Here is a 14,631-nt window from a genome sequence, read left to right on the forward strand (position 1 = left end):
CGACGAAACCGAAATGTCTCCTGCCCTCCAGCCCCATCGCCAGACCCGCCAGACCATCGTGCGCCTGCTTTCCAGCATGGCCAGCGCGAAGGAGATCAGCCAGTACCTCAAGCGCTTCTCGCAGCTGGATGCCAAGCGCTTCGCCGTGGTCAAGGTCGGCGGCGCGGTGCTGCGCGACGATCTCGACGCGCTGACCTCTTCGCTGTCGTTCCTGCAGGAAGTCGGGCTGACCCCGATCGTGCTGCACGGCGCCGGCCCGCAGCTGGATGCCGAACTGTCGGCCGCCGGCATCGACAAGCAGACCGTGAACGGCCTGCGCGTGACCTCGCCGGAAGCGCTGGCGATCGTGCGCCGGGTGTTCCAGCAGTCCAACCTGCGGCTGGTCGAGGCGCTGCAGCAGAACGGCGCGCGCGCCACCTCGATCACCGGTGGCGTGTTCGAGGCCGAGTACCTGGACGTGGATACCTACGGCCTGGTCGGCGAGGTGAAGAAGGTCAACCTGGCGCCGATCGAGGCCAGCCTGCGTGCGGGCTCGATCCCGGTCATCACCAGCCTGGGTGAAACCGCCGGTGGCCAGATCCTCAACGTCAACGCCGACTTCGCCGCCAACGAGCTGGTGCAGGAACTGCAGCCGTACAAGATCATCTTCCTGACCGGCACCGGCGGCCTGCTGGACGAGGCGGGCAACGTGATCGATTCGATCAACCTGTCCACCGAGTACGACCACTTGATCGCGCAGCCGTGGATCCACGGCGGCATGAAGGTGAAGATCGAACAGATCAAGGATCTGCTCGATCGCCTGCCGCTGGAATCGTCGGTGTCGATCACCCGCCCGGCCGACCTGGCCAAGGAACTGTTCACCCACAAGGGCTCGGGCACGCTGGTGCGCAAGGGCGAAAAAGTGCTGCGCGCCACCGCCTGGGACGAACTGGACCTGCCGCGCCTGAAGGGCCTGATCGAATCCAGCTTCGGCCGCACCCTGGTGCCGGACTATTTCCAGAAGACCAGGCTGCTGCGCGCCTACGTCAGCGAGAACTACCGCACCGCGGTCATCCTCACCGACGAGGCCGAAGGCGTGTACCTGGACAAGTTCGCCGTGCTCGATGACGCACAGGGCGAAGGCCTCGGCCGTGCGGTCTGGAACGTGATGCTGGAAGAAACGCCGCAGCTGTTCTGGCGCTCGCGCCATGGCAACCCGATCAATCACTTCTACTACGCCGAGTCCGATGGCTGCTACAAGCAGGATCAGTGGAAGGTATTCTGGTTCGGTGCCGATGGCATCGACCGGATCAAGACCTATGTCGATCATTGCGCGCAGCGCACCCCGAGCCTGCAGGGCTGAGCAATGAGCAACCTCGATGCCTGGAACACGGTTCCTACCCTGCGCGGCCAGCACGTAACCCTGCAGCCGCTGCAGATGGAGCACGTGCCCGGCCTGCGCGATGCGCTTGAAGGCAGCGGCCTGGACCAGCTCTGGTACACCCAGGTGCCATCGCCGGAACAGGCCGAGGCCTATGTGCGGGCCGCGTTGCAGGCCCAGAGCGAAGGCAAGGTGTTGCCGTTCGTGATCCGTGATGCGGCGGGTGACATCATCGGCAGCACGCGCTTCTACGACATGGATGCCGGTGTGCCCAGGCTCAGCCTCGGCTACACCTGGTACACACCACGCGTGCAGCGCACCGGTGCCAACACCGAAGCCAAGCTGTTGCTGCTGCAGCACGCCTTCGAAACGCTGGGCTGCATCAGCGTGGTGCTGGAAACCAGCTGGTTCAACGCCACCTCGCGCACTGCCATCGCCCGCCTCGGCGCCAAGCAGGATGGCGTGCTGCGCAACCACAAGCGGCATGCCGACGGCACGCCGCGCGACACCGTCATCTTCTCCATCATCGACGCGGAATGGCAGGGCGTGAAGCGCCACCTGCAGTACCGCCTGGACAGCCACGCATGAACGATTCGACCTTTACCCTTGGCATCGTCGGTGCCCGCGGCCATACCGGCGCCGAGCTGATCAAGCTGGTGGCCGCCCATCCGCGGCTGGAACTGGCTTTCGTCTCCTCGCGCGAGCGCGCCGGGCAGCGCCTGTCCGACCACCACCCTGAATTCCTGGGCGAGCTGCAGTACGAAAACCTGGACGCCGACGCGGTGGCGGCCAAGGGCGTGGATGCGGTGATCCTGGCCCTGCCCAACGGCCTGGCCGCGCCGTTCGTGGCCGCGCTGGAGGCGGCGAAGGCGGACACCGTCATCGTCGACCTCTCGGCCGACTACCGCTTCGACAACAGCTGGTACTACGGCCTGCCGGAGCTGACCCGTGGCCGCTACAACGGCCAGAAGCACATCAGCAATCCGGGCTGCTATGCCACCGCGATGCAGCTGGCGGTGCATCCGCTGCTGGACCTGCTGGCGGGTCCGCCCCAGTGCTTCGGTGTGTCCGGTTACTCCGGTGCCGGTACTACGCCGTCGGACAAGAACAACGTCGAACTGCTGGCCGGCAACCTGATGCCCTACGCGCTGACCAACCACGTGCACGAGCGCGAAGTGTCCGTGCAGCTGGGCGTGGCGGTCGAATTCATGCCGCACGTCGCGCCGCATTTCCGTGGCATCACGCTCACCGCCAATCTGTGGCTGAACCGGGTGCAGACCCGCGAGCAGATCGTCGAGCGCTTCCAGCAGGCCTATGCCGGCGAACCCCTGATCGACGTGGTGGATGAAGCGCCTTGGGTCAGCCGCATTGCCGGTCGCCACGGTGCCCAGGTCGGTGGCTTCACCCTGGCCCCGGGCGGCAAGCGGGTCGTGGTGGTGGCGACCCTGGACAACCTGCTGAAGGGCGCGGCCACCCAGGCCATGCAGAACCTCAACCTCGCGCTTGGCATCGACGAACTGACGTCGATCCCGCACTGAATACGCATTCCGGAGCCCCCATGGCAGACCTTCTTTGGCAGAAGCCCGGCGTCGCCGTCGACGCCCAGATCCAGACCTTCCTCGCCGGCGACGACGTGATCCTCGACCGCGAGTTCTTCCTGCATGACATCGCTGCCAGCGCCGCACATGCACAAGGCCTGCAGCACATCGGCATCCTCAGTGCCGACGAGCTGGACGGCCTGCTGCGCGAACTGGAGGTGCTGGCGCAGGACTTCCGCGAAGGCCGCTTCGTGCTCGATACCCAGTATGAGGATGGTCACTCGGCGATCGAAGCGCGCCTGACCGAACGCCTCGGCGATGCCGGCCGCAAGATCCACACCGGCCGCAGCCGCAACGACCAGATCCTGGTCGCCCCCCGCCTGTGGCTGAAGGAGAAGCTGCAGCGCGTGGCACAGCTCAGCGCCGAAGTGGCCAAGGTCGCGCTGGACCGCGCACAGGCCGAGAAGGACCTGCCGATTCCCGGCTACACCCACATCCAGCGCGCCGTAGTGTCCTCGGCCGGCATGTGGTGGGCGGGCTGGGCCGAGGCCTTCATCGACAATGCCATCCGCGCGCGTGACACCCATGCGCTGGTCGATGCCAATCCACTGGGCACGGCTGCCGGCTACGGCGTGAACCTGCCGCTGGACCGCGAGCACACCACGGCCGCGCTCGGTTTTGCGCGCATGCAGATCTCGCCGATCTACGCGCAGCTGTCGCGTGGCAAGTTCGAGCTGGCCGCGCTGGAAGCGCTCGGTGGTGCCACGCTGGATCTGCGCCGCATCGCCTGGGACCTGTCGCTGTTCACCAGCGCCGAGTTCGGCTTCGTCGCGCTGCCGGCGCAGTACACCACCGGCAGTTCGATCATGCCCAACAAGCGCAACCCGGACGTGATCGAGCTGATGCGTGCGACCCACGCCAGCGTCGCCGCAGCGCGTACCGAGATCGAGCAGCTGCTGTCGCTGCCGTCGGGCTACCACCGCGACCTGCAGTCGTCCAAGGGGGCCATCTTCCACGGCTTCGGCCGTGGCCTGGCCGCGCTGGAGCTGCTGCCGGCGCTGCTGGCCAACCTGGAATGGCGTGACGACAAGCTGCGTGCGGCCATCGATTCGGGCATGTATGCCACCGACGTGGCGGTGGAAGCGGCCGTGGCCGGCGTGCCGTTCCGTGAGGCCTACAAGGCCGCTGCGGCCGGTGCCGACAGTGCAGGGCAGGGACGCACGCCGGAAGGCAGCCTCGCCGCGCGCGTGTCGCCGGGTTCGGCCGCCGACCTGCGCCTGGACGAACTGCGCGCGCGCTGGCAGGCGCTGTCCTGATGGCGGGCACTGTCTACCTGGTGATGGCGATGCGCCGGCCGGACTTCAACGATGCAGCGGTGCAGCCGCACCGCGATTTCCTCGATGCGTTGCAGGCGCAGGGCAAGCTGCAGCTGACTGGTGGTTTCGCCGACGGCAGTGGTGGCGCCTATGTGCTGTGCAACGTGGACAGCCTGGCGCAGGCGCAGGCCATCGTCGCCACCGATCCGCTGGTGACGATGCAGGCCTCCGAGCTGACCGTGCACGAATGGAACACCCGCTGAGACACTGACCGATGATCCAGCACGCTGCCAACGTCGCCTCGCCGTTCCCCGAACAAGCGCTGCCGCCATGGCGGCGTGCGGTGCTGAAGGTCGGCAGCAGCCTGCTGGCTGCCGATGGCGGCGGCCTGTCACCACGCCACGCGCTGGGCCTGGCGCAGTTCGTCTCGGCCAATGTCCTGGCCGGGCGCGAGGTGGTGATCGTGTCGTCCGGCGCGGTCGCTGCCGGGCGCGCGATCCTGCCGCGGGCCGATGAGCCTGGCGCGGCGATGGCGGCGCGGCAGGCGCTGGCTGCGCTCGGCCAGGCCCAGCTGATCGGGCTCTGGCAGCGCTTCTTCGAGCGCCCGGTGGCGCAGGTGCTGCTGACCCATGACGACCTGCGCAACCGCCGCCGCTACCTCAACGCCCGCGCTACGCTCAACGAACTGCTGCGGCTGGGAGCATTGCCGGTGGTCAACGAGAACGACACCGTGTCGGTGGACGAGCTCAAGCTTGGCGACAACGACAACCTGGCGGCGACGGTGGCGGCGCTGGTTGATGCCGATGCGCTGTTCATCGCCACTGACATCGACGGCCTGTACAGCGCCGACCCGCGCACCGTGGCCGATGCGCGGCCGTTGCACGACGTGCCGGAACTGAGTGACGAGGTGCTGGCGATGGCCGGCGGCGCCGGCTCGCGCTCCGGTACCGGCGGCATGCGGACCAAACTGGAAGCGGCAGCGAAGGCGGGTCGTCTCGGCATCGAAACCTATCTGTTCAATGGCCGCAGCGGTGACGTGGTACGCGCGCTGGCGCAGGACCGCCTGTTCGGTACCCGTATCCACGCCGCGCGCAGCCGTGAGGCGGCCCGCAAGCACTGGCTGCGGCACGCGCCGCTGGTCGAGGGTGCGATCGTGATCGATGCCGGCGCAGCGCAGGCGATGCGCGAGAAGGGCGCCTCGCTGCTGCCCGGCGGCATCACCGGCGCGGAGGGCATGTTCCGCCGTGGCGACATGGTGCAGGTGTGCTGGAACGCGCCACAGGGCCGCGTCTGCGTGGCGCGCGGTGTCAGCCAGTACGCGGCCGATGATGTGCGCCGGATCGCCGGCCGCCATTCGCGCGACATCGAGGCCGTGCTGGGCTACAACTACGGTGGCAGTGTCGTCCATCGCGACGATCTGGTGCTGCCATGACCGGTTTGAAGGACTCCCCGATGAGCGACATCGAAACGCAGGCGCGTGCCTGCCGTGACGCGGCCCAGATCGTTGCCGGCCTCGACAGTGCGGCGCGCCACACGCTGCTGCTGGCAATGGCCCAGGCACTGGAAGTGAATGCCGGGCTGATCCTTGCCGGTAATGCACGTGACCTCGCCGCCGCGCGCGGCAAGGGCGTTGGCAGCGCCATGCTCGACCGCCTGGCGCTGGACCCGGCACGCCTGTTCGCGATGGCCGAAGCCGTGCGTGAGGTCGCCGCGCTGCCTGATCCCGTCGGCCAGATTACCCGCGACGATGTGCGTCCAAACGGCATCCGCGTGCAGAAGGTACGCGTGCCGCTGGGTGTGATCGCAATGATCTATGAGGCGCGCCCGAACGTGACCGCCGAAGCGGCTGCGCTGTGCCTGAAGGCCGGCAATGGCGTGATCCTGCGCGGTGGCTCCGAAGCGATCCATTCCAACACCGCCATCGCCCAGGCGTTGGCAGGCGCGCTCAAGGCCAATGGCGTGCCACCGGCGGCGGTGACCGTGCTGACCGATCTGCGCCGCGAAGCGATGCTGGAACTGCTGCAGCTGCATGAACTGATCGATCTGGCGATTCCGCGCGGCGGCGAAGGCCTGATCCGCTTCGTTGCCGAACATGCGCGGGTGCCGGTGATCAAGCACTACAAGGGTGTCTGCCACCTGTTCGTGGATGCCAGCGCCGACCCCGGCAAGGCCCTCGATCTGCTGGTGGACGGCAAGTGCAGCCGTCCGTCGGCGTGCAACTCGCTGGAAACCCTGCTGGTGCATCGTGATGTGGCCGAAGCCTTCCTGCCGCGCGTGGCGCAGGCGCTCGGTGAGCGTGGCGTGGAGCTGCGCGCCGACACGAACGCGCAGCCGCTGCTGCCGGGCAGCACCGCCGCCAGCGAAGACGACTACGCTGCCGAGTTCCTCGACCTGGTGCTGGCCGTGCGCGTGGTTGATGACCTCGAGGCGGCCATCGCGCACATCCGTGCCTATACCTCCGACCATACCGAAGTGATCGCCACCGAAGACGCCGGCCATGCCGAGCGCTTCGTCAACGCGCTGCGCTCGGCGGTAGTGATGGTCAATGCCTCGTCGCGCTTCTCCGACGGTGGCCAGCTGGGCCTGGGCAGCGAGATCGGCATTTCCACCACGCGCCTGCATGCGTACGGCCCAATGGGCCTGGAAGCACTCACCGTCGAACGATTTGTCGTGCGCGGTGAAGGGCAGACGCGCAAGTAGATCCACGCCATGCGTGGATGCTCTTCGCGGTAGACCCCGGTGCCGACCAAGGTCGGCACCCACCAGGCCCAAGCGCCGACCGAGGTCGGCACCACCGGGTTGCCGGGCTACACCACCTCGCGGCGGATGCCAACTGGACGCGCATGGTCATCCATGTGCAACGTGGCGGCCTTGCAGCCCAGCAGGCGTTCGGCAAGGCCGGTGCTGGCACCCAGATCGGCCGCGACTTCATTGAGGCTGGCCAGCGGTCGCGGCAGGCGTCGCTCGTGGCCACGGAAGCGCGCGCGGTTGTACTCGGCCCAGCCGATCAGCAGCACGCTGGCACACAGCAGCATCAGCGGCAGCGCCACCAGCACATAGAGATCGAACTGGCTTTGCCGTTGGTACAGCTGCTGCCAGGCCAGCTGGCCGCCGATCAGCCACGAGAACAGGGTCACCAACGGTGCCCACAGGTAGAAGTAGAACCCCCAGAACGCGAGGGTGACGAAGCCCCAGGCGGTGCGCTGGAAGCGTGGTTGGCGATGCGGCTTGCGGATCATCCGCGAGTCGAAGCGGTTGGACGGGCGTTGTGCGTTCATCGGATCCCCCGATCGGGACTGGTCCAGGTGGCGCGCTTGCTGCGACGGCGCAGCAGGGTCTTCGGCAACGCCACTAGGGTGGTGGAAAGGCTGATCAACCAGTACGCCATCGGGTACCAGATGACCCAGAAGTAGTTGCGTCCAATCTGTGTTTCGTAACGCCGGTCGATGATCAGGCTGCTGGCGAACTGCAGCAGGCAGACCAGGGCCAGGATCACGCCATGCCACTGTGGCAGCAGGCTGGCGATATGCAGTTGCGGCGGCAGTTCGATGAACTTGCCCAGCGCCCACAGCACCACGATGAACAACATGGTGTAGGCCCAGGCCACGCTCAGCACGTATTCCAGCAGCACGCCCCACATGCGCCGCTCCTTCCAGTGCAGCAGCGAGCGCGCGTGGCGCAGCATCACCTCCACGCCACCCTGGGCCCAGCGCAGGCGCTGCCGCCACAGGCCCTTGAGGGTCTCCGGCATCAGGATGAAGCACAGCGCATTGGGTTCGTAGCGGATGTCCCAGTGCGCGCGCTGCAGGCGCCAGCTGATGTCGATGTCTTCGGTCACCATGTCGTCCGACCACCAGCCGACCTGGTGCAGGGCAGTACGGCGGAAGCCGGCGATTACCCCGGAGATGGTGAAGATGCGCCCGTATACCCGCTGCGCGCGCTTGATCATGCCGATGATCGACGAGAACTCGGCCACCTGCAGGCGTCCGAGCAGGGTGGAGCGGTTGCGGATGCGCGGATTGCCGGTCACCGCGCCGACCCGGTTGCCGCTCACCAGATGCCAGATCATCCAGTGCAGCGCGTGCTCCTCCAGCATCGCGTCGCCGTCGATGCACACCAGGTACTCCGAACGCGCGGCGAGTGCACCCATGCGCAGCGCATTGGCCTTGCCCAGGTTGCGGTCGAGGTGCAGCACGCGCAGCCGTGGGTGCTTTGCCGACAGTGCGTCCAGCCGCGCACCGGTGTCATCGCTGCTGCCGTCATCGATGGCGATTACTTCGTAGTCGGCCGGATAGCGCTGTGCCAGTGCGGCGCCGAGCGTGTCGTCCAGGTTCTCCGCCTCGTTGTGGCAGGGCACCAGCAGGCTCGCGAAGGGGGGATCGACCATCAATGGAGGGTCGTTGCGCGGGCGCGAGTGGCGTTCGCGACGGTAGTAGTAATAGAGCCCGCCCGACATCCAGAAGAACGCCATCACCATCGGGTAGTAGAAGGCGAACTGGAACAGGACCTGGAGCAGCGGATGCATGTCCATGTCACTTCTCCGGGTACGGGAAGTTGCCGGCGGACATTGCCGCGCGGGCATCGCGGGTGGAGGGCTGCCCGGCGATGAAGTCGTCCGGGTACCAGGCGAAGTGGTGCACGCCCTGCGCCTGCAGCTGGCGGATCTGCGCGCGCAGGCGCTCGGCGGGAATCGGTTGCCCGCTGCGCCAATCGACGGTCTGCAGTTCGAACAGGGTGTGCTGCAACTGGGGATCGTGCGCACGCACCGCGGCCAGCAGCTGGTCGAGCCAGCGTTCCGGATGCCTGCTGCCTTCCATCCACGGCATCGCCATCAGTGCGGTCTGGTCGTAGGCCTTGTTGAACAGGTCCAGGCGCTGCGCGAACCAGGCCTCGCTCTGCGGACGCAGCACCGGCTCCGCGTACAGGTTGCGCACCGTGGCCAGCTTCGGCCGCCAACGCTGCGCACTGTCGCGCAGGGCCAGGGTGAAGTCGATCAGCGCCCGGGTGCGAGCGCTGCCATCGTCGCCGGCCGCCAGCGTCGGCAGTTCTGTGTCGCGCAGGTAGCCATCATCATGGAAGAGCAGGCCTTCGAAGTACGAGTTGACGGCCAGATCCTCGTAGATGTCGAGCATGATCTGGCGTGCCTTCGGATTGGTGAAGTCCAGCCGGTACATGCCGTCGGCATCGCCGTTGTCGATCGCCAGTGCCTTGCGCTGCGCCGGGTCGGGCAGCTCGAAGCCAAGCACCGGCAGCCATGCGTAGACCTTCACGCCGGCGCGGGATTTCAGCTGCCAGGCAACGCGGCTGAACAGGTCCGCACGCATCGGCATGTGCCGGTTCGGGAAGTACAGTGCATCGGCGGTGTTGTTACCGTCGGGATCGGCGAAGGCCTGCAGGTAGACGTGGGTGGGCGAGATGCGTTTGACCCGGTCGATCAGCGCATCGAGGTTGCGCCCCTGCTGCGCCGGGTCCGGGTCGTACACGGCATCCAGGTCTATCTGCAGGGCGCGGATGCCATCGAGCGCAACATCGCGGCGCAGCTCGTAGGCCAGCCCCTCCACGGTCGGGTTGTCGCTGACCAGGAAGCGCGCCAGCCCATGCAGGTCGCTGGTCACTGGCGTGCTGCGGCCTTCCAGATCGAAGGACACCAGCATGCCCAGCTGTTCGGCGATGTCGTTGCTCAACCGGTTGTAGGCGGCGTACGGCCAGACGATGGCGCGCGGGCGCACGCCCAGATGCTGCTGGATGCGCTGCACGCTGCGGCCGAGATCGGCGCGCAGGCGCTGCTCGTACTGCGCCTCGCTCTCGTAGCTGCGCGTGGCCGGCCGGTAGATGCGGGTGACCACCGCTGGCGTCGAATTGCCCTGCGGATTGGCAAGCACTCCGTGGTGCAGGTCGTCGGTATGGCTGGCCACTTCGATCAGGCCGCTGTCGTGCATCTGCTTCAGCTGCGCCCAGGTGACGAAGTCATCGCGGCCGAACGGGCGGTAGCCGTAGTCGATGGTGCGGCCCGGAGCCATGTCCACGTAATCGGTGATCACCGCCACCAGCGCCGGGTAGCGGTAGGCCTGCAGCAATGGGAAGGCCTTGTCGTAGACGCTGCGCAGGCCGTCATCGAAGGTCAGCAGCACAGGCTTGGGCGGCAGCGTGGCCCGCCCCTGCGAGGCATCGATCACCTGCGACAGCGAGACCGGGTGATAACCATGCGCGCCGAGCCAGTCCAGGTGCGCGGCGAAGTTCTGCGTGCTCACCGCGTAGGTATCGGCGTCGCCCTTGGCCGCGACCCGGTCGCGGATGTCGTGGTAGCTGAGGATCAGCAGGCCGTTGTCAGTGGCATCGAGATGCAGGGCCTGCTGCGCGAACGCCGGCGACGTGGCGGCCAGCAGCAGGAGCACGATCAGTCGCAGGATGCGGGCCATGTCATTCTCCCCAGCGCAGTGCGGCTTCGAAGCCGATATGACGCTCGCGGTGGCCGTCGTAGACCGGCCGCGACCAGCGCACGCCGTACTCGAACACGCGGCCCTGGCCCAGCTGCCATTCGTGCATGTAGGACACCGAAGGGACCAGAGCGCTGCCGAAGCCGTCCTGCCAGTAGTTACCCAGCGAGACCGTCAGGCGGTGCCGGAAGTGGCGCTCGTAGTGCCGCCACAGCTGCTGGTCGATGCGCAGCCCGATCTCGACCATGCGGTCGCGCTTCGGGTTGAAGTAGGGCGCGTCGTCGCGGCTGCCCCGGCTGGTGTAGGCACTGGCCAGGCCGTCGATCAACCAGCGCGGGCGGGTCAGCAGGCGCTGTTCGATGCTGGTGCTGAACAGCTCGCGGTGGTTGCCGTCGTCGTAGCGGAAGCGGCTGGCGCCGAACATCCAGTGGGTCAGCTCGCTGCGCCGGTAGTCGACCTGCGCGCTCACGCTGTCAGCGGTGATGCCCGCCACGCGCGCCTGCATCGAGGCTTCCGGGTCATTGCGTACGGCCACCAGCCCGGCATGCCAGTAATCGTTGAACTGCCAACCCACGCCGATGCGCAGGCCGGTATCGCCAATGTGGTCGTTGGCGCGCAGTACCGCCGCTTCCGCATCCAGCTGGCCAAAGCGGTAGCGTACGCCCGCGCCCAGCCACAGCGGGTCGATACGCTGGTCCTGGAAGTCGACCGAGCGCCTGTCGGCGAAGGCGAACAACCGCCAGCGGTCGTCGAGCACCGGTGTCTGCACTTCGATGCCGTAGTGACGGTCGTTGTTGCCCAGCGGCGAGGTGCCGCCACCGCCGGAGCTGCGACCAATGTCGGTCCATGCCTTCAGCTGCCAACCGCGATGCGCCCGCCAGGCCTGGTCCATGCGTTCGACGGCGGGTTGGGTCGGGTAGCGTGCGACAAGATCGTCGTGCAGTGGCCTTGCCAGGTCATCGCGCTGCAGGGCGACGTAGGCCTCCTCCATGCCCAGCCGCGGCTCGATGTCGCGAGGGTCCAGCGCATGTGCCATCTGCTGGCGCTGCAGTGCCATGCGTGGCCATCCGCGCATCATGTACACGCTGCCCAGCGCGCTCTGCAGTCCACCGTTGCCCGGTGCGATCTCCACCATTGATTCCAGGTCGCGCTGCGCGGTGGGCAGGTCACCGCTGTAGGCGCGTACCATCGCCAGGTTGAGGTCAGCTTCGTAGCGCGACCAGTTCGCGTATGGGGATTTGCCATTGCTCCAGCGCCACGCTGGTTCCTTGTCGCGCCATGCCTGCAGCAGGTCGATCGCCTTTTCCTGCTGCTCGCTCTCCAGGTAGGCATAGGCCAGTTCCGAATGCGAGGCATCGCGTGTCGGGTCGCCGGCCACTGCCGCCTGCAGCACCGGTATGGCTTCTTCCGGATGCAGGGTGCCCATCAGCGAATCGCCGACCGCGGGCAGCACGTAGTCGGGCAGGGCATGGCCTTCGGCCTGCAGCGCGCGGGCTTCCTCGCGCACCTGCGCATGGCGGCCCAGTCGGTTGAGCAGGATCAGCCGGTCCATGCGGACGCGAAGCGGCGCCTGCGCGGGCGGGGTGCCTTCGCTGCCCAGGTAGCGCTGCATGCGCGCCAGGGTCGATTCAGCTTCTTCCAGGCGGCTGTCTTCGCTGCTGCTGTAGGCCAGGCTCCACACCACCCGCTTGGCCAGGTAGTCGCCTTCGATGCGCTGCTTCTGTGCAGCGTCGAACAGCTGCGGGCGCTGCTGGTACAGCTCCCAGGCGCGCCAGGCGTTGCCGATGTCGCCCAAGGTCAGTACGCGCAGCTTGAACAGCAGGTCGTCGTTAGGTTGCTCTTGGCTGGCGCGCTCGATCGCGCCGAGGGCATCCAGCCAGCGGGCCTGGTCGCGGTAGCGGCCGATCTCGGCCAAGGCCGCCTCGCGGTCAGGCGGGGCAGCGCTGCTGGCCCAGGCCAGGGCGGTGCAGGCAAGGCCGACGCAGAGCGCCAGCCGGCGGTGGACGACCATTGGGGACCCCCTTGGCTTCCTGACCAGACAACCGGTGAAAATGTGACGCATATCACATGCCAGTTTTTGGCGTGGCCGTGGCCCGCGTCACTCCCTTCGTGCATTCCCGTCCAGCAAGGACGGATACAACCCGGACAGCGACCTGCAATGTCTTGTCTGAAACGAGAGTCCCCCGCACACCGAGTGGTGGCCTGGGCGGCGCTGCCGCCCCCATGCCCGATGCCGGCACGCGGCAAGGATGGGCATTCGTGGGCACTATCCGCCCGGAATTGTCAGCCCGGCGTCAAAATGCGCAGACGGGCTGACGAGCGGTAGGTGGGGCCGGTTGCGAGGCCCTGCGCGGCTTACCAGAGGTCTTCCAGCTTGCGCGGCTTGCAGGCCACCCAGGAGGCGCACAGCATCAGGGTGGCGCAGCCGAACAGGAAGCTGAACGGGAGCGTCCAGCCGTTGCTGACCGTATGCAGCCAGCCGACCAGGAACGGCCCCAGGCAACTGAAGCTGTAACCCACGCCCTGCATGAAGCCGGACAGTGCCGCCGAGCCGGTGGGGGTGCGCGTGCGCAGGTTGATCAGGGTCAGCGCCAGCGGGAAGGTGGACGGGCCGACGCCGAGCAGGCAGGCCCACAGCAGGGGGGCCTTCATCGGCGCCAGCAGCAGGCCGGTGAAGGCGATCACGAACGAGAAGAAGCCGATCAGCACCAGTGGGAACGGGTTCTGCATGCGCACTGCCAACGACGGGATGACCAGCGACGGCAGCAGGCCCAGCGCCGAGAACACTGCCACCATCACGCCACCGAACGCTGGCGTTCCACCGGCCTCGACCACGATGCGGGGCAGCCAGGTGAACATCGAGTAGGTCATCAGCGAGGTCATGCCGAACATCAGCGTCATGCTCCAGCCCAGCGACGTGCGCCAGACCTTTCCGTGCGGCTGTGCGGTCGGATCGGTGGCGCCGGTCAGCGGTTTCGGCGCGCGCCTGGCCAGCAGCAGCCACGGCAATGCGGCGGCCAGCGCCAGCAGTGCCCACATGCCCAGCGACACGCGCCAGCCTGCGGCATTGGCCACCGGCACCGCCAGCAACGCCGGCAGCATCGTGCCCAGCTGCAGCACGCTGATGTAGAGCGTGCTCATGGTGCCGACCTTGTTGGCGAAGTAGCGCTTCACCAGCGGCGGCACCACCACGTTGCCGATGCCCATGCCGGCCAGTGCCAGCACCGAACCGAGCAGCAGCGTGCCGACGTTGCCGGCGCTGGAGCGCAGCAGCAGGCCGGCCATCGCCATCACCATCGCCAGCAGGGTGGTGCGCTCCAGGCCCAGGCGCCGCGCCAGCGTCGGCGTGGCCACGCCGAACAGCGCGAACGAGGCGGTCGGCAGCATGCCCAGCACGCCGGTCATGGTGGTACCGAAGCCGAACTGCTGGCCGAGTACGTCGAGCAGCGGGGTGATCGAGGTGACCGCCGTGCGCAGGTTGACCGCTGCCAGCAGGATCGCGGCAAACGCGAGGACACGACCGTGCAGCAGCGACGGCGAATCGGAAGTGGAGGAACTCATCGGTGGTCCTTGCAGGTGTCGCATGCCGCGGAAATGGCATGCAGCGCCGGCATCGGTCTACGCCGAAGCGGCAGGTGGGGGTGGGGGCTACAGGCGGGCCGGCAGCGCGGCCATTGTACGTGCGCTGCCTGGCAAGGTCCCGTCATGCGGGTGGCCTGGCGCCTGGTACAAAAAAACCCGGAGGACAGTGATGTCTTCCAGGCTTCTTGGTGACCACCGAAGTGGTCGGGGAGACAGGATTCGAACCTGCGACCTCTACGTCCCGAACGTAGCGCTCTACCAGACTGAGCTACACCCCGAAGGGAGCCGCCTATTCTAGCGATTCATCCCGATGGCGGCAAGGGGTGAACGCTGTTTTCTTCACACCGCAAAAGCGGTGCCACTTCGAGGGAACAAAAAAGCCTGGGCGACATCACCAG

General features: G+C 67.3%; 12 protein-coding genes and 1 tRNA gene. 7 read left to right on the forward strand and 6 right to left on the reverse strand.

Annotated elements, in window-relative coordinates:
- The first annotated feature begins 13 nt into the window (after positions 1-13).
- Genes BN1263_RS03920 through BN1263_RS03950 form a run of 7 tightly spaced genes read left to right on the forward strand, consistent with a single transcriptional unit; the run spans position 14 to position 6,914 of the window.
- Entirely contained in the window at positions 14-1,342 is a 1,329-nt protein-coding gene (locus tag BN1263_RS03920; protein ID WP_021204188.1) for an acetylglutamate kinase, read from the forward strand.
- Positions 1,343-1,345: 3 nt separating this feature from the next.
- The gene (locus BN1263_RS03925; RefSeq protein ID WP_058979689.1) at positions 1,346-1,948 is read left to right on the forward strand and encodes a GNAT family N-acetyltransferase; all 603 of its coding nucleotides are present in this window, start codon (positions 1,346-1,348) and stop codon (positions 1,946-1,948) included.
- A complete protein-coding gene (gene argC / locus BN1263_RS03930; protein ID WP_058979691.1) occupies positions 1,945-2,898 on the forward strand; it encodes an N-acetyl-gamma-glutamyl-phosphate reductase in 954 nt (317 codons plus the stop codon). Before BN1263_RS03925 ends, argC begins: the two co-directional genes overlap by 4 nt.
- Before the next feature lie 20 nt (positions 2,899-2,918).
- Positions 2,919-4,214, forward strand: coding sequence for an argininosuccinate lyase (argH, locus tag BN1263_RS03935; protein WP_058979693.1), 1,296 nt, complete (start codon positions 2,919-2,921; stop codon positions 4,212-4,214).
- On the forward strand, positions 4,214-4,477 hold the full coding sequence (locus BN1263_RS03940) for a YciI family protein (RefSeq protein WP_005414003.1): 264 nt from the start codon (positions 4,214-4,216) through the stop codon (positions 4,475-4,477). The genes argH and BN1263_RS03940 overlap by 1 nt, the downstream gene beginning before the upstream one ends.
- Before the next feature lie 11 nt (positions 4,478-4,488).
- Complete coding sequence (gene proB, locus BN1263_RS03945) at positions 4,489-5,646, forward strand: glutamate 5-kinase (RefSeq protein ID WP_058979695.1); 1,158 nt, start codon at positions 4,489-4,491, stop codon at positions 5,644-5,646.
- Complete coding sequence (locus BN1263_RS03950; RefSeq protein WP_058979698.1) at positions 5,643-6,914, forward strand: glutamate-5-semialdehyde dehydrogenase; 1,272 nt, start codon at positions 5,643-5,645, stop codon at positions 6,912-6,914. Before proB ends, BN1263_RS03950 begins: the two co-directional genes overlap by 4 nt.
- 107 nt (positions 6,915-7,021) lie before the next feature.
- On the opposite strand, the gene pgaD is transcribed toward BN1263_RS03950, so the two are convergent.
- The 6 genes from pgaD to BN1263_RS03980 form a co-directional block, all read right to left on the reverse strand.
- The gene (pgaD, locus tag BN1263_RS03955) at positions 7,022-7,492 is read right to left on the reverse strand and encodes a poly-beta-1,6-N-acetyl-D-glucosamine biosynthesis protein PgaD (RefSeq protein WP_058979701.1); all 471 of its coding nucleotides are present in this window, start codon (positions 7,490-7,492) and stop codon (positions 7,022-7,024) included.
- Entirely contained in the window at positions 7,489-8,745 is a 1,257-nt protein-coding gene (gene pgaC / locus BN1263_RS03960; RefSeq protein ID WP_058979703.1) for a poly-beta-1,6-N-acetyl-D-glucosamine synthase, read from the reverse strand. Before pgaC ends, pgaD begins: the two co-directional genes overlap by 4 nt.
- A 1-nt stretch (position 8,746) precedes the next feature.
- Positions 8,747-10,633: a poly-beta-1,6-N-acetyl-D-glucosamine N-deacetylase PgaB gene (gene pgaB / locus BN1263_RS03965; protein ID WP_058979705.1), complete on the reverse strand. Its 1,887-nt coding sequence runs from the start codon at positions 10,631-10,633 to the stop codon at positions 8,747-8,749.
- A 1-nt stretch (position 10,634) separates the two neighbouring features.
- A complete protein-coding gene (gene pgaA, locus BN1263_RS03970) occupies positions 10,635-12,662 on the reverse strand; it encodes a poly-beta-1,6 N-acetyl-D-glucosamine export porin PgaA (RefSeq protein ID WP_058979707.1) in 2,028 nt (675 codons plus the stop codon).
- 344 nt (positions 12,663-13,006) lie between these two features.
- Positions 13,007-14,212: a CynX/NimT family MFS transporter gene (locus BN1263_RS03975; RefSeq protein WP_058979709.1), complete on the reverse strand. Its 1,206-nt coding sequence runs from the start codon at positions 14,210-14,212 to the stop codon at positions 13,007-13,009.
- Positions 14,213-14,434: 222 nt separating this feature from the next.
- Positions 14,435-14,511, reverse strand: a tRNA-Pro gene (locus BN1263_RS03980).
- Between the last annotated feature and the right edge of the window lie 120 nt (positions 14,512-14,631).

It is taken from the genome of Stenotrophomonas thermophila (assembly GCF_001499715.1).
Classification (GTDB): domain Bacteria; phylum Pseudomonadota; class Gammaproteobacteria; order Xanthomonadales; family Xanthomonadaceae; genus Stenotrophomonas; species Stenotrophomonas hibiscicola.